Below are 26247 nucleotides of genomic sequence, written 5' to 3' on the forward strand. Positions count from 1 at the left end.
CCGCCCATATGGGCGACCGACAGAATGGTACCGCGGGGGATCAGGGAAGGGGCGTCAAGGCAGCAGGATGGTGGAACCGGTAGTCTTGCGGCCGGCCAGGGCGTCCTGGGCCTTGCCCGCCTCGGCCAGTGAATAGCGCTGGCCGATATCGACCTTGACCTTGCCGCTGCCCAGCATCTCGAACAGGTCGCGGCACATCTCCTCCAGGCGCTCGCGAGTATCGGCGTAGCCGTTGAGGCTGGGGCGGGTCACGAAGAGGGATCCCTTCTGATTGAGGATGCCGAGATTGACGCCTTCTACCGCCCCCGAAGCGTTACCGAAGCTGACCATCAGCGAACGCGGCTTGAGACAGTCGAGCGAGGTGATCCAGGTGTCCTTGCCCACTGAGTCGTAGACCACGTCGCACATCTCGCCATTAGTCAGCTCGCGTACCCGCTCGACCACGTCCTCACGCGTGTAATCGATGGTTTCCCAGGCACCATTGGCTTTTGCCAGCTCCGCCTTTTCCGGTGAGCTGACGGTGCCGATAAGTTTGACGCCCAGCGCCTTGGCCCACTGACAGGCGATGGAACCAACGCCACCGGCAGCGGCGTGCCAAAGAATCGTCTCGCCACCTTCGAGTGGCTGTGTCTGGCGCAGCAGGTACTGCACGGTAAGTCCCTTGAGCATGCTGGCCGCGGCGGTGTCGAAGTCGATGGCGTCGGGCAGCACGACCACCTTGCCCGCCGGTAGCACATGATATTCGGCATAGGCACCCAGCGGGCCCTGAGCATAGGCGACCCGATCGCCTTCCTTCAGATGGCTGACGCCTTCGCCCACGGCATCGACCACACCGGCACCTTCGGTGCCCAGCCCGGAAGGCAGCCCAGGGGCGGGATAGAGACCGGTACGGAAATAGATATCGATGAAATTGAGTCCGACCGCTTCATTCCTGACGCGAACCTCACCGGGCGCCGGATCCGCCGGCGTCACGTCGACGAGTTCGAGCACCTCGGAGCCACCGGTGCGAGAAAACTGGATGCGCTTGGCCATGTCTCACTTCCTATTTACGTCATCAGAGGGTTATCCAACCGTTGATCCTGGGCTGGGTCAAGACTAGAGGGCTGTCAGCCCGGAAAGGCCGTCAGTCGGTCGACGAAGCGGCTCTTTTCCTGCTCGAAAAAACGCGGATCATGCTTGAAGCGACGCAGAATCGCTTCGTCATCGAAACCCAGAGCGGGTTCCAGCTCATCGATGCCGCGAGCGGGATGATGCGGCGAGAGACCGATGCGCCGCCCGCCTGGTGCGGCAAACCAGCGGTTGATGCCACAGCGACGATAGAAGGCTTCTTCGTCCTGGTCTGCTGCATCGACCCTCATCGGAGCCTTCTGAGCCAACTCGCGAATCATCCGGCGCAGACTCTCACGATCGCCACTAGGCGAGGCGTGATGCCAGAGAATCATGCCGGTTCCAGCAGTATCCAGCACCAGCAGAGCCAGCGCGCCAGGACGCCCTTCGGTATCCGTCAGTGCCCACAGTCTGGCCGCTTCCTGGGCGAACAGCACCTGCCGGGTACCGGTGAAGATGACCAGCGGCGACAGCCCCGCTTCCCTACCATAGATGTCGGCACACAGGCGGGCGAGCCAGGCATCGCGCTGGTCGTCACGCTCGGGGGTCATCACCTTCATGCCTTGCCTCATTGCTTTATCCAAAGCTGCAAGCCTAGCATAGTCGCGCCCGAGACCACGCGTGCCACGAGCGGGTCGCTATCCTGTCATCGAGGCCCGATAGTTTACCTGATACCTCGAATGGAGCTTTTGCATGACGACCTCCCACCCCGATATCGCGCTCCCCCCCTTGATCGCTCACCGCGGACTCTCCGCTCATGCCCCCGAGAACACGCTCGCGGCAGTCGAAGCGGCGCACGAGGCGGGTTTCCAGTGGGTGGAACTCGATGTACAGCTACTCGGTGACGGCACCCCGGTGATCTGGCACGACGCAACCCTCAAACGCTGCTCCGATGGCCATGGCCGCCTGGCCACGCTGGACCTCGCCATGGTGCGCAAGTTGGACGTCGGAGCCTGGTTCGGCGACGGCTTTCGCGGCGAGCGCATGGCCACCCTGAGCGAGATGCTCGATTTGTTGGTGTCATTGGAGATGGGCGTCAACATGGAGCTGAAGGTGACCAGCCGGCGCAGCGGCACCGCGCTGGCCGAGGCCGTGATACCCCGCCTGCTCGAGGCATTGCCGGCCGAACGGCTGATCGTCTCCTCCTTCGACCAACCCGCCCTGCGCCAGGCGCGCGCCATTGCCGACGCTTCACTTCTGCCTATCGGGGTGCTCAGCGAGAGCGTGCCGAACAAATGGCAGTCCCGCTGCGAAGCGCTCGATGCCTACAGCATTCACACTGACTGGACGCGGCTCACCGCTCGTCGTGCCCGTGAGATCAAGGCAGCCGGCTATCGTCTGCTGTGCTATACCCCCAACGATCCGGCAGCCTTTGCCAGCCGGTGGTCATGGGGGGTGGACAGCGCCATCAGCGATGACCCCGGCCTGTACGCTGACATTGCGCCGCCGCCAACTACGGCCGCGCGCTAGGCAAAGGCGCCCAATTGCAACTGCCGGGAGAGTCGCTTCAGCATACGCAGCCCGGCAACGCTGTTGCCATGGTCGTTGAGCGCCGGGCCTATCACGCCAATGCCCATGCGACCGGGTACGGCGGAGAGTATTGCACCGGATACGCCGCTCTTCGATGGCACGCCCACCTCAACGGCAAACCGCCCGGACTGGTCGTACATGCCGGTAGTGAACATCAGTGTCAGCACGATGCGCACCGTCTCCTCGCCGATCAGCCGCTCCCCGCTTTCGGGGTCGCGCCCACGATTGGCCAGCACCGCGGCTATCCGCGCCAGGTCACGACAGTCCAACTCGATGGAAGTCTGCTTGAGGTAGGGCACGAGCAGATCTTCCTCGCTGCCTGCGTAAACGTCGTGGCTACGCATGTAGTAGAAGAGCGCGCGGTTCAGGTCCTGGTCTTCGGCTTCGAACATGGCTTGGTCATAATCGAGTGACGGGTTGCCGGCAAGACGCCGAAAGAAATCACGCAGCCGGGTAAACCGCTCGTCGCCATCGCGCCCCTTGATCATCGCAGTGGTAACGATGGCACCGGCGTTGATCATGGGATTGGATGGAACGCCCATCTCGCCCTCTTCCAGGGTGGCAATGGAGTGGTAAGGATCGCCTGAGGGCTCCATCCCGACCCGTTCGAACAGTGCCTCGGCGCCCACGTCTTCAAGCGCCAGTGCCAAGGTCAGCGCCTTGGAAACACTCTCCAGCGGGAAACGCTGGTCGGTATTGCCGGCCTGGGCATTACTCCCCTCGGCTCCCATGACGGCAATACCGACCAGTTCCTGATCCTTTTCACCCTCTTCCGTGAATGACGGCATCTCACTTTCGTGGCGTTTCTCATTTTCCTCTGCCACGATCTCGTTCAATACCCTGGCTTGCGCTTCATCGATGCATTCCATTGGCAGAGCCCACCTTTCCTGGCGTATTCCGACTTTCCAACTCGCCCCATGCGGCCCTTTTGGCCTAGGGTTAGAGTGGACCTGTCCACTAGGCTAGTCGGCCCTCAGGAGATGGAGCAATGGAACTGCTGAATCGTATTACTGACTATTTGATCGACAACGAACTCAAGCTGGCCACCGCCGAGTCGTGTACTGCCGGGCTGATCGTTTCCGAACTGGCGCGGGTGCCGGGTAGCGGCCAGAGCATCGACTGTGGTCTTGGCGTCTATTCACCTCAGTCCAAGAACCGTTACCTCGGCGTCAGTTTCGCTACCATAGAGCGCTACGGGCTGACCAGCGAAGCCGTGGCCATCGAGATGGCCGCAGGCGCGCTGAACAACAACGATGCCGACGTGGCCCTGGCCAATACCGGCATTGCCGGCCCCAACCCCGGCGATGACGATACCCCCATCGGCACGGTCTGCTTCGCCTGGGCATTCCGCCACAACGGCGATCACCATCATTATTGCGAAACCCGCCGCTTCGACGGCGAGCGTAACGAAGTGCGCCTGGCTGCGGCCCATTACGCACTGGAACGCCTGCCCCATTACCATGAGCTGTGCCTCGCCAGTGACACGGTGAACGCGGAGGAGACACGTTCACGTCAAGCCATACAGCGCGCCATCGGAGTGCAGCTGCAGGCCCACAGGGGAATCGACGCCCAGCATGAAATAGGCCGGCGGCGCGACTTCCTGTGCAAGATCATGCAGGAGAGCGGACAGACGACGCTGGTGCTGGGGATCAGCGGCGGCGTCGACTCAACGGTAGCGGGTCGTCTGGCACAGCTTGCGGTGGAGAAAAGGCGCGAAGAGGGCGAGAAAGCTCACTTCGTTGCCATGCGTCTGCCCTACGGCGAGCAGCAGGATGCCGACGATGCCGACAAAGCGCTGGCCTTCATCCAGCCCGACGAGGTCCTCGACGTGAACATCAAAAGCGCCAGCGATGCGATACTGGAGTCGCTGGAAAGCGGCGGCATGGCGTTCGAGGATATACATCAGCGCGACTTCGTGCTGGGCAACATCAAGGCACGCCAGCGCATGATCGCTCAATATGCCGTAGCCGGAGCCCGCGGCGGCTTGGTCATCGGTACCGACCAGGCCGCCGAGGCGCTGATGGGGTTTTTCACCAAGTATGGTGACGGAGCCTGCGACGTCGCTCCCCTGACCGGCCTGACCAAAGGCCAGGTGCGCCTGCTCGGACAATATCTCGGCGCACCCAGCTCTTTGGTGAACAAGGCGCCCACCGCCGACCTCGAGTCGCTAGCACCGCAGAAGCTCGACGAAGTGGCCCTCGGCGTCAGCTACGAGGAGATCGATGACTTCCTCGAGAACCGGGACGTTTCCGAGCAGGCTTTCGAGACCATCGTCACCACCTACCGTCGTACCGAGCACAAGCGGCAGTTGCCCATCGCGCCGGACTGAGCCCTACCTCACACCAATGAAACGGGCCGACAACGGAAGGTCGGCCCGAATCCATTGCTCCGTCTGGCTATCAGCGTGTGGCGGGGTCGGGCCGCGCGGTCTCCCCTTCGTCGCGTTCCACCACCATGTCGTCCTCCACTGCGATGGGCTCCTGCTCCTCCGCCTCACGGGCACTCCGGGCACGATGCTCGATCAGGAAATAGAGAATCAAGCCGATACCCAGACCCCAGGCTGCGCCATGGGTGGCCAGCACCACGCCCATGATCCCCGCCACGCCCATGGCGGTGGCATTCTTGATCTGCTCCACTGCCACGGCGATGCACAGGTAGCCGGTGATCAGCAGCGTGATTGACAGCGCAATGGGCAGCACCGGACGAAAGAAAGTCACCAATGGCAGCAGGAACAGGGCAAAGAAGCCGACGATCCAGAACACCCCGGTACCGGAATAGATGGTATCCATGGCCTTGCGACCGTAGCGGTAGCGCTCGGTCACGGTGGCCATGCCGCCAGTGAACAGCGGCCCGGCCAGTCCCGGGTAGGGGGCCAACAGCGAGTGCATCAGGTTACGAATACCGGTGATCAAATGCACCCGGTCGATGTTCACCTCGATCTTTTCGTCCGGCCGCAGGTGGTCGACGCGCTTGAGCAATGTCTGGCCCACCACGATGTCACCGAAGGCGATGATGTAGGCAATGATGGCGGTGGGGATCGCCGCCACCATCAGCTCGATACCCGGCGCTCCGATGGAGAACGGCAGGTAGGCCCAGATACCGGCGAAGTCGGGTACGGCAATGCCCCACTCCACCGTGGGCATCGAATACTCGCCGACACCCCAGCCAATCGCCATGGTGATCAGCATGCCCGGCACCATACCGAAGGCGACGATATTGCGCGCCCAGCGATACTTCTCCGCCAGATCGCGAAAGGAGAGCGAGAACAGCACGTAGAGGGTGATGAGCCCGCCGATACCCAGCGAGATCGGCGTGTTGTATAGCCGACCGCCCTCGACGATCTCCCCGCTTATCGCCGCAATACCCGCACCCAGCAGAATCCCTGCCTTGATCGATGCCGGCACGTTGTTGACCAGCTTGCTGCCGAGCCGCGTGACGGCCATGAACAGGAAAATCGCCGTGACCATCAGCTGCAACGCCACCATGGCGCGAATCGCCTCGGGCCCCGGCTCGAACTGGCCAATGAACAGCAATACCACGGGTATCGCCGGGGTGATCCAGCCGGCGATGAAGGGTACGCCCAGCAGCGGCGGCAGGATGAAGCCGATGCCGCACACCACCACGAAGGCCAGGCCGACCTCGTAGGGCACGCCCAGATACTGCTCCAGCAGCGGGATCATGCCCAGGGAGATGACGAACATCACCATCGCCTGGATGGTCTCGGGAATGGCCCACTGAAAATGGATGAAAGGCAGGCGGACCTTGAACGGTCCCAGTGGCCAGTAGGGATGTTCCTGGCCGTATTCACGTTTGAGCAGCACGTCGACACCTCAGCGGTTCTGTTTGTTGAGCGGTCCTCTTGGTCGTTTATTGTTATTTTTGGCTGAGCTTGGTTTTACGCATATCTGACGCGGTGCAACATTCGACCAAGTGAGGAGTCTTCGAGTCGTCGCCGCACGGAACTTGTCGACAACATTACAAACAAGCACTCAGAGAGGTCTGCATATAGAGCCTTCCGCCCCATCATGCACCGCCTCAAATGGCAGGAGTTGTCGACAAATTCAGAGCAAGATTCCGGAAGTTTACGTTAACGTCAACTCAAGGTCTAAAAAGCAGAAAGATGCAGGTGGAGCCAGCATTTACAGAGCAGAAACACTGCTGATCGAGTTCCGGGTACAACTAAAGAATAACAAGCCTCACAGTAGGCTCAGAGCCCAACGAGGCGACCGATTGCCGCCATGTCCAGGTGCGCTTCCAGGCAGTCGGCCAGCCGATCGAGTTCCTGCTGCCGATGAACCTGGTAATCCACGGCAGCACCCTGTGCATTGAGTCCGCAGCGGGCCAACAATGCCGCGCACGCCTCGGAGCGGTCGAACAGGCCGTGCAGGTAGGTGCCCATGATCTGGCCGTCTCTGCTGACGGCGCCATCCGACCTCCCCTCCAGCTCGCACAAGGGGCGTGACAGTGCAGCCCCCTCGCTCACACCGTTGTGTATCTCATAGCCCTGAATCGTCACCCCCTCGGGTAGCAAGCGCCCACTCACGTTGCGCAGCTGCTTGCCTGCCACCATGCGCGTCTCGAACTCGAGCAGCCCTATCCCGGGGGTCGACCCTGCCGGCCCTTCCAGCCCCTCCGGGTCGTGCACTGCCCGACCCAGCATCTGGAAGCCGCCGCAGATGCCCAGTACCTTGCCGCCGTAGCGCAGATGGCGCTGAATCGCCTCTTCCCAACCCTGAAGACGCAGCCAGGCGAGGTCGCTGCGGGTGCTCTTGCTACCGGGCAGGACGATCAAATCGGCCGGGGGGATCGTCTGGCCTGGCCCGATGAAGCTAAGCTCGACCTGTGGATGCAGGCGCAGCGGGTCGAAGTCGTTGTGATTGCTGATGCGCGGCAGCGCTGGAACGGCCACCTTGAGCTTGGCGCCCTGCCCCTCGCGACCATGGCGGCCTATGCTGTCCTCGGCGTCGAGCAATAATCCCTGCAGATAGGGCAGCGTGCCGTAAACCGGCTTGCCGGTCCGCTCGGCCAGCCAGTCGAGGCCCGGTTCGAGCAGGGCGATATCGCCACGGAAGCGGTTGACGATGAAGCCACGGGTACGTGAACGCTCGCTTTCGCTGAGCAGCTCCAAGGTGCCGACCAGCTGGGCGAAGACGCCGCCGCGGTCGATATCGCCCACCAGCACGACCGGGCAATCCACCATCTCGGCGAAACCCATGTTGGCGATGTCGTTGGCGCGCAAATTGATCTCCGCCGGGCTGCCCGCGCCCTCGGCGATGATCACATCATATCGAGAAGAGAGCGCCTGCCACGCCGCCAGCACGCTCTCACGAGCCGTGCGCTTGTAGGCGTGATAATCGAGTGCGTTCATGTGGCCGTGTACCCTGCCGCGCAGGATCACCTGGGCACCACGGTCGCTTTCCGGCTTGAGCAGCACCGGGTTCATGTCGCTGTGGGGCTCCACCCCCGCTGCCAGCGCCTGCAGCGCCGTGGAGCGACCGATCTCGCCGCCGTCCACCGTCACCGCGCTGTTCAGCGCCATGTTCTGCGGCTTGAACGGCGCCACCGACACCCCACGGCGCGCCAACAACCGACACAGCCCCGCCACCACGGTACTCTTGCCGGCGTCCGAGGTGGTGCCCTGGATCATCAGGGTGCTCATGGCCGAGCCACCTCGCCCAGCGCGTCCCGTAGCGTTTCATCCGTCAGTGCCTGCCCCCAGCCATTGCCATGCACCAGCTCCGCCAAGGGTAGGCGCTGACGCCACCCGGAGCGCGCCAACTCGGGCTGCTCCAGGAACTCGCTGACATAGCCCAGGCACAGGTACGCCAAGGGGTAGACCCGTTCCGGCAAACCAAGCACCTGCGCCAGTTCATCCTGATCGAGAATGCTGACCCAGCCCACGCCGATGCCCTCGGCCCTGGCCGCCAGCCACAGGTTCTGCACCGCCAGGCAGGTGCTGAACAGGTCCGTATCGACGATGCTGTTGCGCCCCAGCACATGCTCGCCGCCGCGGGCCCTGTCGCAGGTGATGCACAGGTTGAGGGGGCTCTCCAGAATTCCCTCGAGCTTGAGGCGGCGATACGTCTGCTGCCGCTCTTCGGAGAAGCGCTGCGCTCCTTTCTCGTTCTCCCGCTCGAAGATGTCATGCACACGGCGCCGCACGTCGAGGCTGTCGATCAGCAGGAAGTCCCAGGGCTGCATGAAGCCCACCGAAGGGGCATGATGGGCAGCCTCCAGCAAGCGTGCCAGCACCTCCGGGGGAATCGGGTCCGGCAGGAACTGGGCGCGCACATCCCGACGCTCATGGATGGCGCGGTAAACGGCGTCCCGCTGCGCCTGGGGAAAGGCGTGATCGGGGATCACAATTCAATACCCTTCTGCGCCTTGATCCCCTGCTCCTTGAAGGCGTGCTTGACCACGCGCATCTCGGTGACGGTGTCGGCCAGCTCGATCAGCGCCTCCGGGGCGTGGCGGCCGGTGACCACTACGTGCTGCATGGCCGGGCGGCCCTGAAGGTCGTCGAGCACACGGTCTAGATTCAGATATTCATGGCGCAGGGCGATATTGAGTTCATCTAGCAGCACCAGGTCAAAGCTGGCGTCGGACAGCATCCGGCTGGCCTCGGCCCAGGCGGCCTCGGCGGCCTGGACATCGCGGTCGCGACTCTGGGTGTCCCAGGTGTAGCCCTCACCCATCACGTGGTACTCCACGCCAGGTTGCCGGCGAAAGAACGCCTCCTCGCCGGTCTGGAACTTGCCCTTGATGAACTGCACCACGCCCACCTTCATGCCGTGGCCCAGGGCTCGGGCCAGCATGCCGAAGCCCGAGCTGCTCTTGCCCTTGCCGGGCCCGGTGAGCACCAGCAATACACCCTGCTCCTTGTCGGCACGGGCGATGCGCTCGTTCATGATCTTCTGCTTGTGGGCCATTCGCTCGGCGTGGCGTTGCGGATCGATATGCTTCATTTCACTCTCCTTAATTACACTCGCCGTAACAGATAGACATCCATGATCCAGCCGTGCCGCTCACGCAGGTCGGCACGACGCTCAAGAATCGATACGGCCACGTCCGTCAGCCGGCCGGCGATCAGGCTCTGCTTGTCCATGCCCAGGTAGGCGCCCCACCAGATATAGAGGCCTTCGGGAGGCAGCGACTCGAACGCCCCGCCGCTGTCGAGCATCACCGCGACGCTTGCGGCATCGCTGGGCCAGCCGCGCTCACGCAGCCGCCGCCCGGTGGTGATTTGCACCGGTTCGGCCAGCGCATTGAGGGGGATGCGGTGCTCGGCGGTGAGGACCTGCAGGCTGGTGATGCCCGGTACGATTTCCACCTGAAGGTCCATCTGCAGCTCTACCTCGCCCTCTCTTTCGGCAGCACTTTGCATATACGATTTCAGACGCTCGGCAATGCGCAGGCTGCTGTCGTACAGCGACGGATCGCCCCAGATCAGCATGCCGACCCGCCCGCCTTCAGTCAGGTGCGTCGCGATCAGCTCAGCCCATGCCCCCGCGATGGCGTCGTGCCAGTCGTCCACCGCCCCCAGGTAATCGGCACGCCCATCTCGACGCGGCAGGTCGAACTCAACGACCCGAGCCGGTGAAGACGGCTCCAGCAGATTGCGGCAAAGCAGCCGGCGCAGGTCGATCAGGTCCGACTTGGCTTCACCCTTGCGCGGCAGCAGGATCAGGTCCGCTTCATTCAGCGCCCGCACCGCAGCCAGGGTGATATGCTCGGGATTGCCCGTGCCGATGCCGATCAGCGAGAGGTGGATCATGGCTCATTCCCCTCATCGGCCCTCTCGTCGCCGGGTGCAGTGCTGGCGAAGGGCGAGTCCGCCGACTGGGGCCGATAGCGGCGGTCGTAGCCGACCGCATAGAGACTGCTTTCCTGAAAGTCCTCACTGTCCAGCACCGGCCCCACCAGGATCAGTGCCGTGCGCTGCAAGGTATCGTCGAGCAAGGCTTCTATCGTCGAGAGACGCCCCCGGACCACTCGCTCATCGGGCCAGCTGGCCCGCCAGACGATGGCCACCGGGCAGTTTGCGCCGTAGAACGGCACCAGCGCTTCCACCACCTGGGCCAGGTTGTGAATGGAGAGATGGATCGCCAGGGTGGCGCCGGTCCTGGCGAAGTTGGCCAGGGTCTCGCCGTCCGGCATGGCGCTGGCTCGCCCCGGCGTACGGGTCAGCACCACGGATTGCGCCACACCCGGCAGGGTCAGCTCCTGGCCCAGGGTGGCGGCCGCCGCGGCGAAGGACGGCACGCCCGGGGTAATGGCGTAGGGAATTTCCAGCTCGCGCAACCGGCGAAGCTGCTCCCCCATGGCGGACCACACCGACAGGTCACCGGAGTGCAGCCGGGCCACATCCAGGCCCGCGGCATGGGCACTGTTCATCTCGTCGATGATCTCATCGAGGGACATTGGCGCGGTATTGACGATCCGGGCGCCTTGCGGGCAGTGCTCGAGTATTCGTTCGGGAACCAGCGAGCCGGCGTAGAGGCATACGGGAGACGATGCGATGAGATCCCGGCCCCGCAGCGTCAGCAGGTCCGGCGCCCCGGGGCCGGCGCCGATGAAATGTATCGTCATGCGCGCTCTCCTTTTAGGACGCCTTGCGATTGGGCCGCCGCCACCGCCGCAGTGGCCAGCCGATCAGTTGAAATCAGCCTGGGGCCGAGCAACTCCGCACCGGGCCCCGTCGCCAACATGGCAACGGCTTCGGCTACGCTCCCCGTTCCTCTCGCTCGCAAGCTATGCCCGGAGTGCGAAAGGGTGACGGCCGTTGGCAGCGTTTCGTCTTCCACGCAGATCACAGCAAGGCCCCGCGCGCGTCCCAGCGCCTGAACAAGCGGCAGCATCGACTGCGCCGCGGCCAGCCGATCAACGGCGCCATACTGTGCCTCGATCCGTTCCAGCGCATCGATCAGCGACGCCAACAGTGCCCCCCGGCGAAAGCCAAAACCCGCTACCGTCATCGAATCGCCCACTGCTGTTCTTGAATCATCTATCACTGTCACCCAGCCTTTGCTCCGCTGGGCCGGGTAGCGATCACCTCCAGCCGCTGCGCGACCTCTGCGGATTGTAGGCATCGCCTTAGCATTCGTTACGGGCGACATAGGCGGTGCTCGGTCATTACCCACTCGATAGCGGTATCCAGGGTCTCGAATATGCCTGCGGCGCGAGAGAAGTCATGATGCTTCGACATGGCAGTGGGTACGGCGAGACAGAGGATACCGGCAGCCGTAGCGGCGGCCACGCCGTGCTCAGTATCCTCCACCGCAACACAGTGCTCTGCAGACAGCCCCAGGCGTTGCAGCGCAAGTTGGTAGCAATCCGGCGCGGGCTTGCTGAGCAAGACATCGTCGCCACTCACCACCTCGTCGATATGGTCACTCAGGGCATACGACCTCAGCGTCATATCCACCCCGGCCCGGCCTGCCCCGGTCACGATGGCGGTTTGCAATCCCGCAGCGTGACAGCGCGTAACAGCGTCATAGGCCCCAGCTCTTAACGGAAATGCCCGATGCGCGAGGAAGTCTCGATTCAACGCCTCCTTCGCTGCGACTAGCTGGCCAGGTGACACCGGAATAGCAAAGCGAGACACCATGTCCGAGGCGTTGGCCGAGGTAGGAATGCCGGCATAGTGGCGCTGGTAGCTCGCTTGTGTCAGCTGAACGCCATATTCCCCGAGGATGGTTTCCCACATATCGAAGTGGGTCATTTCGGAATCCACGAGGGTACCGTCGTGATCGAACAACATGCCCCTTAGCAAAGCCACCATGTCATCTCCTTGCTGATGAAGTTATTCACTCTGCCGGCTCCACCACTCGGCGTAGGAGCTGTTGCGCGGGTGCTTGCCGGTCTCATCCGGCGCGTCGTCGTCCCACCACACCGGGCCGCGTTCTCCGAGGGCGATCTTGGCGGCATCCACCGCCTGGCGCGCTTCGCGCATGGCGTCTTCGTCTTCGGCCTGTTTGGCGTGTTTGACCGCGCGTCGCGCCTGCATCAGCGCTTTGACCCGTGCACGACGGGTGGTGTCGTCGAGGGCGGGGTCGGTCTTGCGCCACAGTTTTTCCTTGGCGACGAAATAGCGGCCGTCCGGCGTCTCGGGGTAGTCGGCGCGCCCTATCACCGCGTCACCCGCCACTGCACGATGGGGTAGCTGGCCTTCCAGCCCCGCCGCGTGCCGATGGGCGCGGCGGTGGACAGTTCGAGGCGCAGCAGCTCGCCGCCGGCCTGCTGTTGCCAGTGTGCCAGCAGGGCCTCGGACTCCAGGGTCACCGCATTGGCCACCAGGCGAGCGCCGGCCGGCAGCCGCTGCCACAGCGCCTCCAGCAAGGGTTGCGATAGCCCGCCGCCGATAAAGACCGCATCGGGGGGCTGTTCGCTCAGCGCCTGATCATTCAGTACGTCGGGGGCGCTGCCCTCCACTACCTCGAGCCAGTCGACGCCGAGGTTATCGGCATTGCGACGTGCCCGCGCCGCACGCTCAGCGACACGCTCGAAGGCCACGGCTTGGTTATCCGGGTGGGCCAGCAGCCACTCGATGGCCACCGAGCCTGACCCCGTGCCGATATCCCACAGCCGCTCCCCCGCCCTCGGGGCCAGGGCAGCCAGGGTCATGGCGCGCACGGTCTGCTTGGTGATCTGGCCATCGTGGTCGAACAGTTCGTCCGGCAGGCCGGGCGTCAGCGCCAGGGCCGGCCCGTCTCCGGCCACCTCCAGGCCCACGGCGACCGGGTGGACGATGTCGTCCGGCAGGGTGGCGTCGGCTTGCACGCTGCGGACGCGCTCGCGGTCGCCGCCCAACGCTTCCAGCAGATGCAGCCGGGAGGCGCCAAAACCGAAACGCTTGAGCCAGCCGGCCAGCTCGATCACTGCGTCCCCATCCCTCACCAGCACCAGCAGGCGCCTACCGCGTTGCAGGTAGGGCCGGATGCGAGTCAGGGGTTTGGCATGCAGGCCCAGGCATGGGCAGCCTTCCAGCGGCCAGCCTAGCCGCGACGTCGCCAGGCTGAAGGTGGAGAGCGATGGCAGCGCCTGCCAGTCCTCGGCGGGCAGGTGACGCGCCAGGCTGGTCCCCGCGCCGAACCAGAAGGGATCGCCGGAGACCAGCATCACCACCCTTCGCCCGCGCTCACTCAGTAGTGGGGGAATACCGTCGGCAAAGGGCACCGGCCATTCCCGCACCTCGGCGGCCACAGGCGGCAGCAAGCGCAGATGGCGTCGGGCGCCGAACACCACCTCGGCGGTATCCAATGCCTGTCGGCTTGCCGCCGTCAGACCCGCTGTGCCACTCTCGCCCCAGCCGAGCAGCGTCAGCCAGGGAGCGTCAACGTCAGCCATTATGCAAACCCCAACGAAGGTCCTGATTCTGGGCGGTACCACCGAAGCCAGTGCCCTGGCCACTGCCCTGGCCGAGCGCTCGATCCCTGCCCTGTTCAGCTATGCCGGCCGGGTGGCGACACCCAAGGCGCAGCCGCTGCCGACCCGGGTTGGCGGCTTCGGTGGCGTAGAAGGCCTGGCCACCTTTCTGACAGACAATCGCATCACTCATCTGATCGATGCCACCCACCCCTTCGCCGAGCGGATGAGCCGCAACGCCATCTTGGCGGCGCAGCAAAACAAGATCCCCTGCCTCGTCTTGACCCGGCCACCGTGGTCGCCCCAGGCCGGCGACCGCTGGCAGCGAGTGGCCAGCATCGAGGCCGCGGTGAACGCCCTCGCCAGCCCGCCCGAGCGTATCCTGCTGGCCATCGGGCGCCAGCACCTCGCCGCCTTCGCAGCCCAGCCCCAGCACAACTATTTGCTGCGCCTGGTCGATACGCCGGAGGTTTCGCCGCTCCTGCCCCAGCACCGGGTGATCCTCGACCGCGGCCCCTTTACCCTGGAAGGCGACCTGGCCCTGCTGCGCGAACATGGCATCCAGCGCCTGGTGTGCAAGAATTCCGGTGGCAACGGCGCGGTGGCCAAGCTCACCGCGGCCCGTCAGCTGGGGCTGCCGGTGGTGATGGTCGAGCGGCCGGCGCTGCCGGAGCGCCGAGAAGTGCATTCGGTCGAAGATGTCCTGGCCTGGCTCGCTCATGGCTCAGCTCCTGAGCCAGACCCTGAGTCAGACCCTAGGGCCGAACGCGGGGTATAGACCCAGGGCACGTCTACGGTATTGCGCGGGATCAGGCGCGTCTGGCTGGAGCCCACTATCACCAGGGTGCGCATATCGGCCATCTCCGCCGTGGCCTCGCCCAGCGTTGTGACCGTCAGTTGCTCTTCCGGCGTGGAGACGGCCCGGGCGAACACGATCGGGCGCCCCGGCCCGCAGGCCTCGCGCAGCACCTCGAGAGTACGGACGAAGCCCCCCAGCCTGGCGCGGGAGCGCGGGTTGTAGAAGGCCATGGCGAAGTCGGCCTCGGCGGCCAGCCGCAGGCGCTTCTCGATCAGGGCCCAGGGCTTGAGGTTGTCGGAGAGGTTGATACAGCAGAAATCGTGCCCCAGCGGCGCCCCCATCCGCGCGCTGGCGGCCAGCATGGCGGAGATACCCGGCAGCACCTGGATGTCCAGCGCACGCCACGCCGGCTCCCCCGCCTCCAGCGCCTCGAAGAGGGCCGCAGCCATGGCGAACACCCCGGGGTCACCCGACGAGACGACCACCACCCGACGGCCATTGGCGGCCAGCTGCAGCGCCTGCTCGGCCCGGCGGATCTCCTCGCGATTGTCCGAGCCGTGGCGCGTCAGCCCCGGCCGCGGCGCCACCCGTTCCACATAGGGCAAATAGCCCATCGCATCGGTGGCCTCCGCCAGTGCGGCAGAGACCTCGGGAGTGACCAGCGCATCGCCGCCCGGACCGAGACCGACCACTTTCAACCACCCGCCAGCCATTTTCTGAATCATGGCCGCCTCCCGTGTCCATGAATCAGCAGGATGGAAAAGTACGGCACGCTGTCGCCCACTTCGTGTAGTGGCAGGATCCGCTGCTGGGGCATGGCGGCGTATTCGATCAGCCAGGCCTCGTCCTCGCGGCCGGTCTCGGCCAGGGCTCGCCTGACCTTGTCCAGGTTGCGACCGATCTTCATCACCACCAGGGCATCGGTCTGCGCGATGCGCTCCACCAGCATCGCCTCCGGCAGGGTGCCCATCAGCACGGTCATGATGTCGTCGCCCCAGGTCACCGGCTGCCCGGTGGCGGTCCAGGCGGCGGACATGCCGGTGATGCCGGGCACCACTTCCACCGGCACCCGACCCTGCAGGCGGGTATAGAGGTGCATGAAGGAGCCGTAGAAGAACGGATCGCCCTCGCACAGCACCACCGCATCGCACCCGGCCTCGGCGATCTCGCGGAGCTGAGCGACGCTGTTCTCGTAGAAGGCCGCCAGCAGTTCGTTGTAGAGCGGGTCGTCGAACGGGATTTCGGTGGTGACCGGATACTCCAGCGGGATCTCGATCACGTTGGGCGCCAGCAGGCCCTCGACGATGCTGCGGGCATGCCCACGGCGCCCCTTCTTGCGGAAATAGGCGACGTGGGTGGCCCCGCGAATCAGCCGGTCGGCGCGCACGCTCATCAGGTCCTGGCTGCCGGGTCCCAGGCCTACCCCGTGGATGGTGCCTGGCTTCATGGTTGCGAGGCTCATTCGCTGCGATCCGCCATGGCATTGATGGCGGCCACCGTCACCGCGCTGCCGCCGAGTCGCCCCTGGACGATGACGCACGGCGTCGCGGCGCTCTCCCACAGGGCCTGCTTGGATTCGGCGGCGCCCACGAAGCCCACCGGACAGCCGACGATGGCTGCCGGACGGGGGCAGGCCGGGTCTTCCAGCATGTTCAACAGGTGAAACAGCGCGGTCGGTGCATTGCCGATCGCCACCACCGCCCCCTTCAGGTGAGGCCGCCAGAGTTCCACCGCCGCCGCCGAGCGGGTGGTGGCCAGCTCCCTGGCCAGGTCGGGCACCCGCTCGTCGTGCAGGGTGCAGATAACCAGGTTGTCACTCGGGAGACGCTTGCGGGTGATGCCCTCGGAGACCATGCGCGCGTCGCACAGGATCGGCGCGCCCCGCTCCAGCGCCGCCCGGGCCCGGTTCACCGCGTCGCCGCGAAAGTGAATATGTGCGGCGAGCTCCACCAAGCCCGCGGCATGGATCATGCGCACGGCCACCGGCTCTTCTTCCGGCGCGAAGCTCGCCAACTCGGCCTCGCGCCGGATGATGGAAAAGGATTCCCGGTAGATGGCCGGACCATCCGTTTCATAGACGTGAGGCATCGCTATTCTTCTCTATATATTCAATAATATCGGATTCACTAAGGCCGGCAGCATCAGGCGTGCCATCGGCACGACCGCCGACGATCAGGTCGAAGCGCCCGTCCCGCCCGCTCAGGCATAAATCGGCCGGTTCCTGGCGGGCACAGCCCTTGCCACAGCCGGACACATGCACGCTGCCCTCGATCCGGCCACTCAGCCGCTCCGCCAGCGCCAAGGTCTCGACACTCGCCTGTTCGCAGAAGGGAGCGCCCGGGCACACATCCACGCCTAAGCGCGGGTCCCGTTCATCATCCAGCAGCCCGGGGACGGATGTCGGCGCCTCGCCCTCAATCAGCAGGCGCCGCCAGGGCGTGACCCGCACGGCGATGACCGCTGTCGAATCGACAGCGGCACGCAGCACCGCAGCCGGTGCCCGCCCGAACGGCAGGCCAACCACCCTGCCCAACGCATGTTCCCCAAGTGCCAGCCGCAGGCCAGGCTTGGCGGGGGGCATGACTGCCGGCGCCCAGCCCGGCAGCGGCGCCGTATGGCGGCGCATTCGCCCGGCTTCTCGCCCACCGCTTCCGGTGAACCAGTGCGCCAGCCGCAGCAGCAGCTCGACGGCGGCGGCGGGGGAATCCACCGGGGTGCCCAGCGCCCGCCCATCGGTACGGACGAGTAAGCTGCCCGCTGCCGCGCGCTCGATGCGCAGATCCGCGGAAGCCTCATTCAGACGCGGCGCCGCACCGGCATCGATGGCCAGGCCCCACTTGGCCGGCAGTGGCGGCAACTCGTCAAGGCGGTCCAGCAGCAGGCGGGCCGCCTTGACGGTGGCCTCGCCCGTCTGCCAGTCAGGGGCCAGCATTAGCGGCGGCCGGCGTTCGACGTAAGGGTCCGGGTCGACCAGCCCATGCGCGACGAGGAAGTCCATCAAACCGGGCCAACAGGCCTCGGACACGCCGCGCAGCTGCAAATTGGCGCGGCTGGTGAGCTCGATCAGACCGCTGCCGAAGGTCTCGGCCGCCTCGCACAGGGCCAGCATCTGGTGGCGGCTGAATCGCCCCAACGGAGGGCGCACGCGTACCAGCAGCCCATCACCGCTGGCCATGGGTCGCCAGGCCCCAGGGCACCAGCCCTTGATCCGTGGCGCGGGCGACATGCCATGCTTGTCGGTGGTATTCATCATCGTGGCGCGAGCTCACGGGTCTCGTCGATCTCGAGCAGCAGGTCTTGCAGGGCCGAGCCCTGCACCCCGGGCTCCCGCCACAGGCCGCGCTGGATGGCCTCGAGCAGGCGCTCGGCCATCTCCTCCATGGCCGCCGGATTGTGCTCGCGCAGGAACGTCTGGTTCTCGTTATCCAGCACCAGCGCCTGGCTGACCTGGGCATACTGGTAATCCTCCACCAGGTCGGTGGTGGCGTCATAGGCGAACAGGTACTCCACGGTGGCGGCCATCTCGGCGGCGCCCTTGTAGCCGTGTTCGCGCATCGCATCGATCCATTTGGGATTGAGCACCCTGGAGCGGATCACCCGGGCCAGCTCCTCCTTGAGGGTGCGCATGCGCGGCTGCGCCGGGTTGGCGTGATCGGCGTGGTAGATAGTAGGCGTCTGGCCGGCGAGGGCCCGGCTGGCGTTGGCCATGCCGCCCTGGAATTCGTAGTAGCCGTTGGAATCGAGGATGTCGTGCTCGCGGTTGTCCTGGTTGTGCATTACCGCCTCCAGGCCCTTGAGTCGTTCCTCGAAGGCTCGTCGTGCGACATGCCCCGACTCCGGGAACTGACCGTAGGCATAGGCCCCGGCATCGAGATAGGCCTCGGCCAGGTCGTCCGCACTATTCCAGGCGCGACTCTCGATAAGCGGGTTGAGGCCGGCGCCATACTCGCCGGGCTTGCTGCCGAAGATTCGGTAGCCGGCCTCACGGGCGGCCTCTTCCGGTGCCAGCCCCTGGTCCTCGAGTTCCTGGCGACGCGCCAGCACCGCCGCGCGAATGGTGTTGCCGTCGCCCGGCTCGGCGTATTCGGCCACCGCCCGCACCGCACGGTCGAACAGATGGATGACGTTGGCAAACGCATCGCGAAAGAAGCCGGAGACCCGCAGGGTGACATCCACTCGGGGGCGGCCCAGCAGCATGGCGGGAATCACCTCGACGTCGATCACCCGCTGGGAGCCCAGCGACCAGATCGGCCGCACCCCCATCAGGGCGAAGGCCTGGGCGATGTCGTCGCCGCCGGTGCGCATGGTGGCGGTGCCCCAGATCGACAGCCCCAGCCGGCGCGGGTAGTCGCCGTGATCCTGCAGGTAACGCTCGACGAACGCCTGGGCCGACTTCTCGCCCAGCGACCAGGCGGCGGGGGACGGAATCGAGCGGTTGTCGACGCTGAAGAAGTTGCGCCCGGTGGGCAGCACGTCCAGCCGCCCGCGGCTGGGGGCGCCGCTCGGCCCGGGCGGCACGAAATAGCCCTCGAGGCCATCCAGCAACGACTGGATCTCCATCTCCACGCCCCGCTGCATGGCGACCCACAGCCGCTCGCGGGCGTAGCGGCACTGCTCGACGGTGGTCGGGTAGTCCCGGGCCAAGGTGGCCAGGCAGCCCGGGGCCAACACGTAAGTGTCGATCAGCCGGTGGGCAAGCAGCTCCAGGCGCTCGCGGGTATCGGCGGCAGTGCGCCAGGCAGACGCCTCCAGCTCGGCCAGGGCCCGCGGCCGCGGGCCGTGCCAGGGCTCGGCCCCGGCCATCAGCGGATCGAAGTCTGCGGCCAGCCCCAGGTCGGTGGCCAGATTGTGCAGCAGGCCGCGCTGGGCCGGTGCCTCGCCCCGTGGCAGGCGCAAAATGGCGACCAGGGTCCCGGCCAGCTTCTCCCTCGGCGGCAGGCTGCCGAGCACGTGCAGGCCGTGGCGAATCTGCGCCTCCTTGATATCGCACAGGTAGGTGTCCAGTTCGTTGAGCAGGCGCTCGTCATCGGTACCCTCGGCGTTATTTCCGCTTTGGGCCAGCTCCTGGTCGATACCGGTGCGGCGCAGATGCTCGATGATTCGCTCGCGCAGCAGCGTCTCGCGCCGCGGGTCCATGCCCAGCGCTTGATAATACTCGTCGGTCAGGGCTTCCAGTTCCGCCATGGCGCCGTAGAGTTCGGCGCGGGCCAGCGGCGGCATCAGGTGGTCGATGATCACCGCCTGGCTGCGCCGCTTGGCCTGGGCGCCCTCACCCGGGTCGTTGACGATGAAGGGGTAGAAGTGCGGCAGCGGCCCCAGGGCGATATCCGGCCAGCACTCGGCACAGAGCGCCGTGCTCTTGCCCGGCAGCCACTCAAGGTTGCCGTGCTTGCCCACATGAATCACCGCATCCACCCGGTAGTGCTCGCGCAGCCAGAGATAGAACGCCAGGTAGCTGTGGGGCGGCACCAGCTCGGTGTCGTGGTAGCTCTTGACCGGGTCGTCGATCCAACGGTGGCCATGACGGAAGGTCCGCGCCGGCTGGATCCCGACAAAGGTCTCCCCCAGGCGCACCCCGGCGATCATCAACCGCCCCTGGCGGCACTTGGGGTCCTCCGACGGAGCGCCCCAGCGAGCGCATACCGCTTCCTGCAGCGCTTCCGGCAGGGTTCGGAACCACGCCAGATAGTCGTCGATAGCGATACTCTGCCAGCAGGCGCGCTGGTCCAGCACATCGTGATCGTTGGTGACGGCGCCCTGCAGCAGGCGAATGAGATCGTCACCGTTTGCCGGCACGTCGCCTACCGGATAACCCTCCTGAGCCAGCGCCTGCAGAGTCCGTAGCGTCGAGGCAGGCGTATCCAGGCCGACGCCGTTGCCGATACGGCCATCGCGGTTGGGGTAGTTGGCCAGCACCAGCGCCAGGCGCTTGTCGCCATTGGGCGCCTGACGTAAACGACAGAAGCGCCGCGCCAGTTGAGCGACGAAAGCGGCACGCTCGGGATGCAGCACATGACGGATAACAGACAGCTGGCAGCGCTCGCTGTAGTGCGCCTCGCTCTTGAAGCCCACCGTTCGGGTGATGATGCGGCCGTCCATCTCCGGCAGCACCACCTGCATGGCCACGTCGCGACTATGCAGGCCTGCCGCCTTCGCCTGCCAATCCTCCTCGGTGCTGCTCGCCAGGATCGCCTGCAGCACCACCGGCCGCCCGACGAAGAGACTCTCGGGTACCTCGAGGACCTCCAGCTCGTCGGCGTTGCGGTTGACGGAAAACCCGGTGGTATTGACCACCAGCATGGCCCCGGCCTGCTCGATCAGGTGATTGACGAAGGCCACACAGGCCTCTTCCTTGAGCGACGCCACGGCCACCGCCAGCGGCTGGAGCTCTTGCTCCCGCAGGGCCTCGATCAGGCCATCCAGCATGGCGGTGTTGGCGCCCTGCAGATGGCTGCGGTAGAACAGCAGCAGGCAGACCGGGCGTTTGGGATCGCGCCTAGCCATCCATTCGCTTAGCGTTGCCTCCCGTTGAGTGGCGGCTTGCGGCGCCTCCTGGGAAGGGGTTCTGGAAAAATAGAGCAGCGCCGCGGGAATCGTCTTCGGTTCCTGCCACGCCAGGGCAAGACCAAGGCACTCGCTGCCGACAAAGCGCAGCAGCTGCTCGGCATTGTCCGCGCCGCCTTCGCGCAGGTAGCGCCACACCCGGCGGGCCGAGGCGAAAGCCACGCTGGAATCCTCCAGCAGGGCGTCGTCCGGGGCGTCGCAGCCCGGCACCAGGATCAGTTGACGCCGTTTGTCAGCGGCGGCCCAGGCCAGCAGCCGCTCGTGGCCGTAGCGCCAGTAGCCGCTGCCACCCAGCAGCGAGACGATCACCAGGCGCGCCTTTTCCAGCACCCTGTCCTCGTAGAGGTCATAGGCGGCGGGCTTGACCAGGTTCATCCAGTTCGCCAGCCGCACCGTCGGGTAGCCGTCGCCTCCCGTCGCGCTCAGCCGCTCGACCGCCTGGGCCAGGGCCGACAGGCTGCTGTCGGCGGCAGACAGGATGACGACCTCGGCAGGGCTCTGCTGCAGGTCGACGATGCCTTCATCGTCAACGAAGCCCCCGGGCTTGGCGGCGAAGAGATGCATCAGGGGGTCGTCGCGATCTCGGCGCTCGACAGCGCCGCGTGCAGTGCCTCGCTGTCCAGCCCCTTGCCGATGATTACCAGCTGAGTTTGGCGCCGCTCGCCTTGCCCCCATAGCCGGTCGAAGTAGCCGTCCAGACGCTCGCCGACGGCCTGTATCACCCGGCGCATGGGCTTGCCCGGAATCGCCGCAAAGCCCTTGGCGCGATAAATCTCGTGGGTTTTCACCAACTGCTGGAGCCTGTCCTCCAAGGCGCCGCCATCGACCTCTCCCAGCCGGATCACGCAGGAGTCGAAATGGTCGTGGGCGTGGTCGTGGTGCGCCCCCTCGGCGTGATGACGATCGTGGTGGTTGTCGATGCGGTCGATACTCTCCTCGCTCGCCGCGCCGATACCCATCAGGGCTTCCAGTTGGGCCTTGTCCGAAGCCAGGCTCTGGTCGATGAAAAGCGTCTTCACGGATGCCGGCACCCGCTGGGCCACCAGCTCCTCCACACGTTTGCGTTCGGCCGGCTCGAGCAGGTCGGTCTTGCTGACCAGCACCAGGTCGGCCGCGCTCAGCTGGTCGTCGAGTAGTTCGCGCAGGCTGGGGTCATGGTCCAGGGAGTCGTCGGCACGGCGCTGGGCCTCCACTTTATCGACATCGCTGACATAGCGACCGGCGGCCACTGCCGGGCCGTCGATCAGGGTGATGATGGCATCGACGGTGCAGTGCTGACGCACCTCCGGCCAGTTGAAGGCCTGTACCAGCGGCTTGGGCAGGGCCAAGCCGCTGGTCTCGATGAGGATATGGTCGATGTCGTCGCGGCGTGCCATCAGCTTCTTCATCACCGGCAGAAATTCCTCCTCCACGGTGCAGCAGATGCAGCCGTTGGCCAGCTCGAAGATGCCGCTCTCGGTTTCCACGGCGGTGGCGTCGTCTTCACAACTCAAGGCGCAGCCGCGCAGCAGGCTGGAGTCGATGTCCTGTTCGCCGAACTCGTTGACGATCACGGCGATGCGCTTGCCGGTAACCTGGCGTAGCAGGCTGGCCAGCAGCGTGGTCTTGCCGCTGCCCAGGAAGCCGGTCACCACCGTGGCGGGGATCTTGTTCAGGTTCATCCGTGGGATTCCTGTGTGGCGATGGAGTGAGTCTCGCTGGCCTGGCCCGGCATGAACAGGCGGGCCACGGCGGCGGGGTTGTCGGGGAAGAACAGGTGCAGATAGGTCGCCGTCAGGCGGCGCTGGCGATAGATGGCTTCGCCCGGTGCGGGGTGGCGCTGGCGCCGACCGAAGGCGATGGCTTCGGGAGTGCCCTCTGCCAGCGAACGGTGATGGGCATGGCCGCGCACCGGCCCCTCCGGCAGCTCGGCGATCTGCATTCCCTGGCATCCTCGCCGCCCGCGCATGGCGCCGTGACCTGGCAACAAGCCCAGCATGGCGTGGGTGCTATCGTCATAGTCCGTCAGGGTTTCCAGGCAGTAGAGCATGCCGCCGCACTCGGCGAGGATCGGCTTGTCCGCGGCAAAGAAGCGGCGAATGTCCTCGCGCATGGCGCCATTTTCCGCCAGCCGCGCGGCATGGAGCTCGGGATAGCCACCGGGAAGCCAGAGGGCGTCGCAGGTCGGCAGACGGGCATCGGTGAGCGGCGAGAAGAAGCGCAGGGACGCCCCCAGCCGCTCCAGCAGGTCCAGGTTGGCCTGATAGATGAAGCTGAAGGCCACATCACGGGCCACGCCGATGGTGCGGCCGGCAAGCAGTGGCTGAAGCGACGCCAAGGCGTGCAGCGCTTCCACGTCAGGCGCCGAAAAAGTCACCGCCGGCAGTTTCAGCAGCGCCTCCGCCAGCCCCTCGGCCTCGAGCACCCTGGCCCCCTCCTCGAAGCGGGTTTCCAGCTCCTCGCGGATCTCATCGGCCTGCACCAGCCCCAGGTGGCGCTCGGGCAGGGCCAGGGCGGCATCGCGAGGCACTGCGGCCAGCAGCGGCACGCTTGGTGGCAGTGCGGTCTCGATCAGTTCCCGGTGGCGCTGCGAACCGCAGGCGTTGGCGATCAGCCCAGCGATGCGAATGTCGTCGCGGAAGCCCGCCAGGCCGGCCACAAGTGCCGCTGCGGTCTGGGCCATGCCTTTCACGTCCATGACGATGACAAGCGGCAGGCCGAACAGGGCGGCGAGATCGGCACTCGATGGATCACCGTCGAAAAGGCCCATGGCACCTTCTACCAGGATCAGGTCCGCCTCGAGCGCGGCCTCGAACAGGCGCTGGCGGCAATAGGCCTCGCCGGCCATCCACAGGTCGAGCTGGTCCACCGGCCGGCCTGAAGCCTGGGCCAGGACCAGGGGATCCAGATAGTCCGGGCCGGTCTTGAATACTCGCACCACCTTGCCCCGATTGCGCAGCATCCGCGCCAGTGCGGCGGTTACCGTGGTCTTACCCTGCCCCGAGGCGGGTGCGGCGATAAAAACCGCAGGGCAGGCGGCACTCGTCGGCCCCGCACGGTTCGGATCGTGCTCGGTCATGTGGCCTCCAGGCGGCGTTCCAGATGACTCAGGGGCTGGTACAGTGCACCCAGCTGCCGGGCGATCAGCGCCCCCCGCCCCCGCTTGACCGCGGCCTGCTCGGTATCCACGACGATGCAGTCACCCAGTGGCGGCAGGCCATCCAGGGACTGGCGTGTACGCCCATCGGTGATGAGGTAGGTTCGCACATGCAAGCCAGGTTCCTGTCGCCGGCATTGGCGAATCAGGCGCGCCGCCCGCAGCACGGCGTCGCGCAGCGGGGTACCGCCACCGCCGTCTGTAGCATCGAGGCGCTCACGCAGCGCCTTCGGAGCGCGGCGCCGCCCCAGGATGGGGGTGACGCCGCCATTGCCGAAGCCCAGCACCGCCATCTGCTCCCGGGCGTCATAGGCCTCGCGCCCCAGCCGTTCGATCAGGCCCTTGGCCTTGCCCAGCAGCTGCCGGCCGAGAGTCGAAGCGGAGGTATCCAGCAGCACGAGGTGCAACACCGGCTGGACGCGGCGGGCCTTGCGATAGCGCAGCTCCCGCCAGGGCCAGCGGCCGCGGTTGGCGACCACGGTGGCGAACCAGTCCGGCCGCGTCTCCTCGGCATGGGCTCGGCGCTGGCCCGAACGACTCCCCCGACGGCTCGATGATGACGCAACCGTTGACGAAGAGATTGCCGGGCCATGGCACTCGAACGGCGGCAGGGCCAGGGGCGGAGCGCTCAGGCTCTGCTGGCTGACCGGCGGCATGGCGCCCCACTGTCCCTCCGGGGACGCCGTGCCATTGACGCTACCACCCGGAGGCTGACCGTGAGTGCCGCCGTCACCCCTACCCTGCCCCAAGGGCGGTGGTGTGCCACTCGGTAAAGGCGGCGGCGGCTGATGGGTGCCGCGACGGTGGGTCAATACCCATGGCTCGACGCTGTCCAGATCCTCTCGCTCCACCGTGGTCGCGCCTCGCCAGGCGGCGTGGGCCCGGGCGGCCCGGTGCCAGGTCACGTCAGCCCGCAGGCCTTCGACTCCAGCGGCTTCGCAGCGCAGCGCGATGTGCTCGTAGACCCAGTTGGCGGTTGCGATCTCGGCCAGCAGGCGCTGCGCCTGGCACAGGCGCTGGGTAAGCGCGGTTTGAGCCTCGGCATGGCTCGCCACGTAGCCCTGAGGGTCACGGTCGAAGGCTTCTCGCTGCTGCAGGATGGCTATCCGTTCACGCACGCCAGTCGCCCCACCCTGATCGAGACACAGACCGAAGCGGTCGAGCAGCTGTGGACGCAGCTCCCCTTCGTCGGGGTTCATGGTACCGATCAGGCTGAAGCGGGCGGAATGGGTATGGCTGATGCCGTCGCGCTCGACGATGTTGGTGCCGCTGGCGGCGACATCGAGCAGCAGGTCCACCAGGGGATCGGGCAGCAGGTTGACCTCGTCGACGTAGAGCACACCGCCATCCGCCCTGGCCAGCAGACCCGGGTGAAAAGTCGCTTCGCGCTCGGACAGCACCCGCTGCAGGTCCAGGCTGCCGGTGAGGCGCTCCTCGCTGGCACCCAGCGGCAGGGTGACGAACGGCGGACGACGCCCTCCGGGGTCATCGGGCAGGATCGCCGCCAGCGCCCGGGCCAGGGTGGATTTGGCAGTGCCGCGAGGACCGCTGATCAGCACGCCCCCGACCCGAGGGTCGATGGCGTTGAGCAGCAGCGCGGTCTTGAGCGCCTGCTGGCCGACCACGGCGACGAAAGGGAACTCAATTCGAGACATCATGGCCACCTGGCGTGCCGATGAGCGACGTCAGAAAGATGGCACACGGGCGCCCGGCCGATAGCCGGCAGGAACTGGTAGCGTTCTGAAGG

The 26247-nt window shown here is 65.9% G+C and carries 24 protein-coding genes; 3 read left to right on the forward strand and 21 right to left on the reverse strand.

Features of this window, described 5'->3' with window-relative positions:
• Positions 1 to 54: 54 nt before the first annotated feature.
• Both AC2VNO_RS06205 and AC2VNO_RS06210 read right to left on the reverse strand, forming a co-directional pair.
• Positions 55 to 1032, reverse strand: a complete 978-nt coding sequence (locus AC2VNO_RS06205) for an NADPH:quinone reductase (RefSeq protein ID WP_486933309.1) — start codon at positions 1030 to 1032, stop codon at positions 55 to 57.
• A gap of 74 nt (positions 1033 to 1106) precedes the next feature.
• Positions 1107 to 1667 carry a hypothetical protein gene (locus AC2VNO_RS06210; RefSeq protein ID WP_486933310.1) on the reverse strand — a complete coding sequence of 187 codons (561 nt, stop codon included), beginning with the start codon at positions 1665 to 1667 and terminating at the stop codon, positions 1107 to 1109.
• Between the two features lie 133 nt (positions 1668 to 1800).
• Here AC2VNO_RS06210 and AC2VNO_RS06215 point away from each other — a divergent pair, with 133 nt between their 5' ends.
• Positions 1801 to 2577 carry a glycerophosphoryl diester phosphodiesterase gene (locus AC2VNO_RS06215; RefSeq protein WP_486933311.1) on the forward strand — a complete coding sequence of 259 codons (777 nt, stop codon included), beginning with the start codon at positions 1801 to 1803 and terminating at the stop codon, positions 2575 to 2577.
• Here AC2VNO_RS06215 and glsA read toward each other — a convergent pair.
• Positions 2574 to 3425, reverse strand: coding sequence for a glutaminase A (gene glsA / locus AC2VNO_RS06220; protein WP_486933312.1), 852 nt, complete (start codon positions 3423 to 3425; stop codon positions 2574 to 2576). The genes AC2VNO_RS06215 and glsA overlap by 4 nt on opposite strands.
• A gap of 200 nt (positions 3426 to 3625) precedes the next feature.
• On the opposite strand from glsA, the gene nadE reads away from it, so the two are divergent.
• Entirely contained in the window at positions 3626 to 4966 is a 1341-nt protein-coding gene (nadE, locus tag AC2VNO_RS06225; RefSeq protein ID WP_486933313.1) for an ammonia-dependent NAD(+) synthetase, read from the forward strand.
• A gap of 70 nt (positions 4967 to 5036) precedes the next feature.
• On the opposite strand, the gene AC2VNO_RS06230 is transcribed toward nadE, so the two are convergent.
• From AC2VNO_RS06230 to cbiE, 10 genes are all read right to left on the reverse strand, one after another.
• A complete protein-coding gene (locus tag AC2VNO_RS06230; protein ID WP_486933314.1) occupies positions 5037 to 6458 on the reverse strand; it encodes a xanthine/uracil/vitamin C permease in 1422 nt (473 codons plus the stop codon).
• A gap of 386 nt (positions 6459 to 6844) precedes the next feature.
• On the reverse strand, positions 6845 to 8296 hold the full coding sequence (locus tag AC2VNO_RS06235; protein WP_486933315.1) for a cobyric acid synthase: 1452 nt from the start codon (positions 8294 to 8296) through the stop codon (positions 6845 to 6847).
• Positions 8293 to 9000, reverse strand: a complete 708-nt coding sequence (bluB, locus tag AC2VNO_RS06240) for a 5,6-dimethylbenzimidazole synthase (protein ID WP_486933316.1) — start codon at positions 8998 to 9000, stop codon at positions 8293 to 8295. Before bluB ends, AC2VNO_RS06235 begins: the two co-directional genes overlap by 4 nt.
• Positions 8997 to 9602, reverse strand: a complete 606-nt coding sequence (gene cobO / locus AC2VNO_RS06245; protein WP_486933317.1) for a cob(I)yrinic acid a,c-diamide adenosyltransferase — start codon at positions 9600 to 9602, stop codon at positions 8997 to 8999. Before cobO ends, bluB begins: the two co-directional genes overlap by 4 nt.
• A 14-nt stretch (positions 9603 to 9616) precedes the next feature.
• Positions 9617 to 10411, reverse strand: a complete 795-nt coding sequence (cobF, locus tag AC2VNO_RS06250; protein WP_486933318.1) for a precorrin-6A synthase (deacetylating) — start codon at positions 10409 to 10411, stop codon at positions 9617 to 9619.
• Entirely contained in the window at positions 10408 to 11226 is an 819-nt protein-coding gene (cobM, locus tag AC2VNO_RS06255) for a precorrin-4 C(11)-methyltransferase (RefSeq protein WP_486933319.1), read from the reverse strand. Before cobM ends, cobF begins: the two co-directional genes overlap by 4 nt.
• Positions 11223 to 11612 (reverse strand): cobalamin biosynthesis protein, encoded by a 390-nt coding sequence (locus tag AC2VNO_RS06260; RefSeq protein ID WP_486933433.1) that lies wholly within the window; start codon positions 11610 to 11612, stop codon positions 11223 to 11225. The genes cobM and AC2VNO_RS06260 overlap by 4 nt, the downstream gene beginning before the upstream one ends.
• 128 nt (positions 11613 to 11740) lie before the next feature.
• The gene (locus tag AC2VNO_RS06265; protein ID WP_486933320.1) at positions 11741 to 12418 is read right to left on the reverse strand and encodes an HAD family hydrolase; all 678 of its coding nucleotides are present in this window, start codon (positions 12416 to 12418) and stop codon (positions 11741 to 11743) included.
• 21 nt (positions 12419 to 12439) lie between these two features.
• Positions 12440 to 12769, reverse strand: coding sequence for a hypothetical protein (locus tag AC2VNO_RS06270; protein ID WP_486933321.1), 330 nt, complete (start codon positions 12767 to 12769; stop codon positions 12440 to 12442).
• Positions 12766 to 13983 (reverse strand): precorrin-6y C5,15-methyltransferase (decarboxylating) subunit CbiE, encoded by a 1218-nt coding sequence (cbiE, locus tag AC2VNO_RS06275; RefSeq protein ID WP_486933322.1) that lies wholly within the window; start codon positions 13981 to 13983, stop codon positions 12766 to 12768. The genes AC2VNO_RS06270 and cbiE overlap by 4 nt, the downstream gene beginning before the upstream one ends.
• A gap of 1 nt (position 13984) precedes the next feature.
• On the opposite strand from cbiE, the gene AC2VNO_RS06280 reads away from it, so the two are divergent.
• Positions 13985 to 14779, forward strand: coding sequence for a cobalt-precorrin-6A reductase (locus AC2VNO_RS06280; protein WP_486933323.1), 795 nt, complete (start codon positions 13985 to 13987; stop codon positions 14777 to 14779).
• Here AC2VNO_RS06280 and cobJ read toward each other — a convergent pair.
• Genes cobJ through AC2VNO_RS06320 form a run of 8 tightly spaced genes read right to left on the reverse strand, consistent with a single transcriptional unit; the run spans position 14719 to position 26158 of the window.
• A complete protein-coding gene (gene cobJ, locus AC2VNO_RS06285) occupies positions 14719 to 15525 on the reverse strand; it encodes a precorrin-3B C(17)-methyltransferase (protein WP_486933324.1) in 807 nt (268 codons plus the stop codon). The two genes, AC2VNO_RS06280 and cobJ, sit on opposite strands and share 61 nt — an antisense overlap.
• Positions 15522 to 16247 carry a precorrin-2 C(20)-methyltransferase gene (locus AC2VNO_RS06290; protein WP_486933434.1) on the reverse strand — a complete coding sequence of 242 codons (726 nt, stop codon included), beginning with the start codon at positions 16245 to 16247 and terminating at the stop codon, positions 15522 to 15524. The genes cobJ and AC2VNO_RS06290 overlap by 4 nt, the downstream gene beginning before the upstream one ends.
• A gap of 11 nt (positions 16248 to 16258) precedes the next feature.
• The gene (locus tag AC2VNO_RS06295) at positions 16259 to 16888 is read right to left on the reverse strand and encodes a precorrin-8X methylmutase (RefSeq protein ID WP_486933325.1); all 630 of its coding nucleotides are present in this window, start codon (positions 16886 to 16888) and stop codon (positions 16259 to 16261) included.
• On the reverse strand, positions 16872 to 18053 hold the full coding sequence (locus AC2VNO_RS06300) for a cobalamin biosynthesis protein CobG (protein WP_486933326.1): 1182 nt from the start codon (positions 18051 to 18053) through the stop codon (positions 16872 to 16874). Before AC2VNO_RS06300 ends, AC2VNO_RS06295 begins: the two co-directional genes overlap by 17 nt.
• Positions 18050 to 21928, reverse strand: coding sequence for a cobaltochelatase subunit CobN (gene cobN, locus AC2VNO_RS06305; RefSeq protein WP_486933327.1), 3879 nt, complete (start codon positions 21926 to 21928; stop codon positions 18050 to 18052). Before cobN ends, AC2VNO_RS06300 begins: the two co-directional genes overlap by 4 nt.
• Positions 21928 to 23025 (reverse strand): cobalamin biosynthesis protein CobW, encoded by a 1098-nt coding sequence (gene cobW / locus AC2VNO_RS06310; protein WP_486933328.1) that lies wholly within the window; start codon positions 23023 to 23025, stop codon positions 21928 to 21930. The genes cobN and cobW overlap by 1 nt, the downstream gene beginning before the upstream one ends.
• Complete coding sequence (locus AC2VNO_RS06315; protein ID WP_486933329.1) at positions 23022 to 24422, reverse strand: cobyrinic acid a,c-diamide synthase CobB; 1401 nt, start codon at positions 24420 to 24422, stop codon at positions 23022 to 23024. The genes cobW and AC2VNO_RS06315 overlap by 4 nt, the downstream gene beginning before the upstream one ends.
• Entirely contained in the window at positions 24419 to 26158 is a 1740-nt protein-coding gene (locus AC2VNO_RS06320; RefSeq protein WP_486933330.1) for an AAA family ATPase, read from the reverse strand. Before AC2VNO_RS06320 ends, AC2VNO_RS06315 begins: the two co-directional genes overlap by 4 nt.
• Positions 26159 to 26247: the final 89 nt, after the last annotated feature.

The sequence above is a fragment of the Halomonas sp. TH-94 genome, from assembly GCF_057473365.1.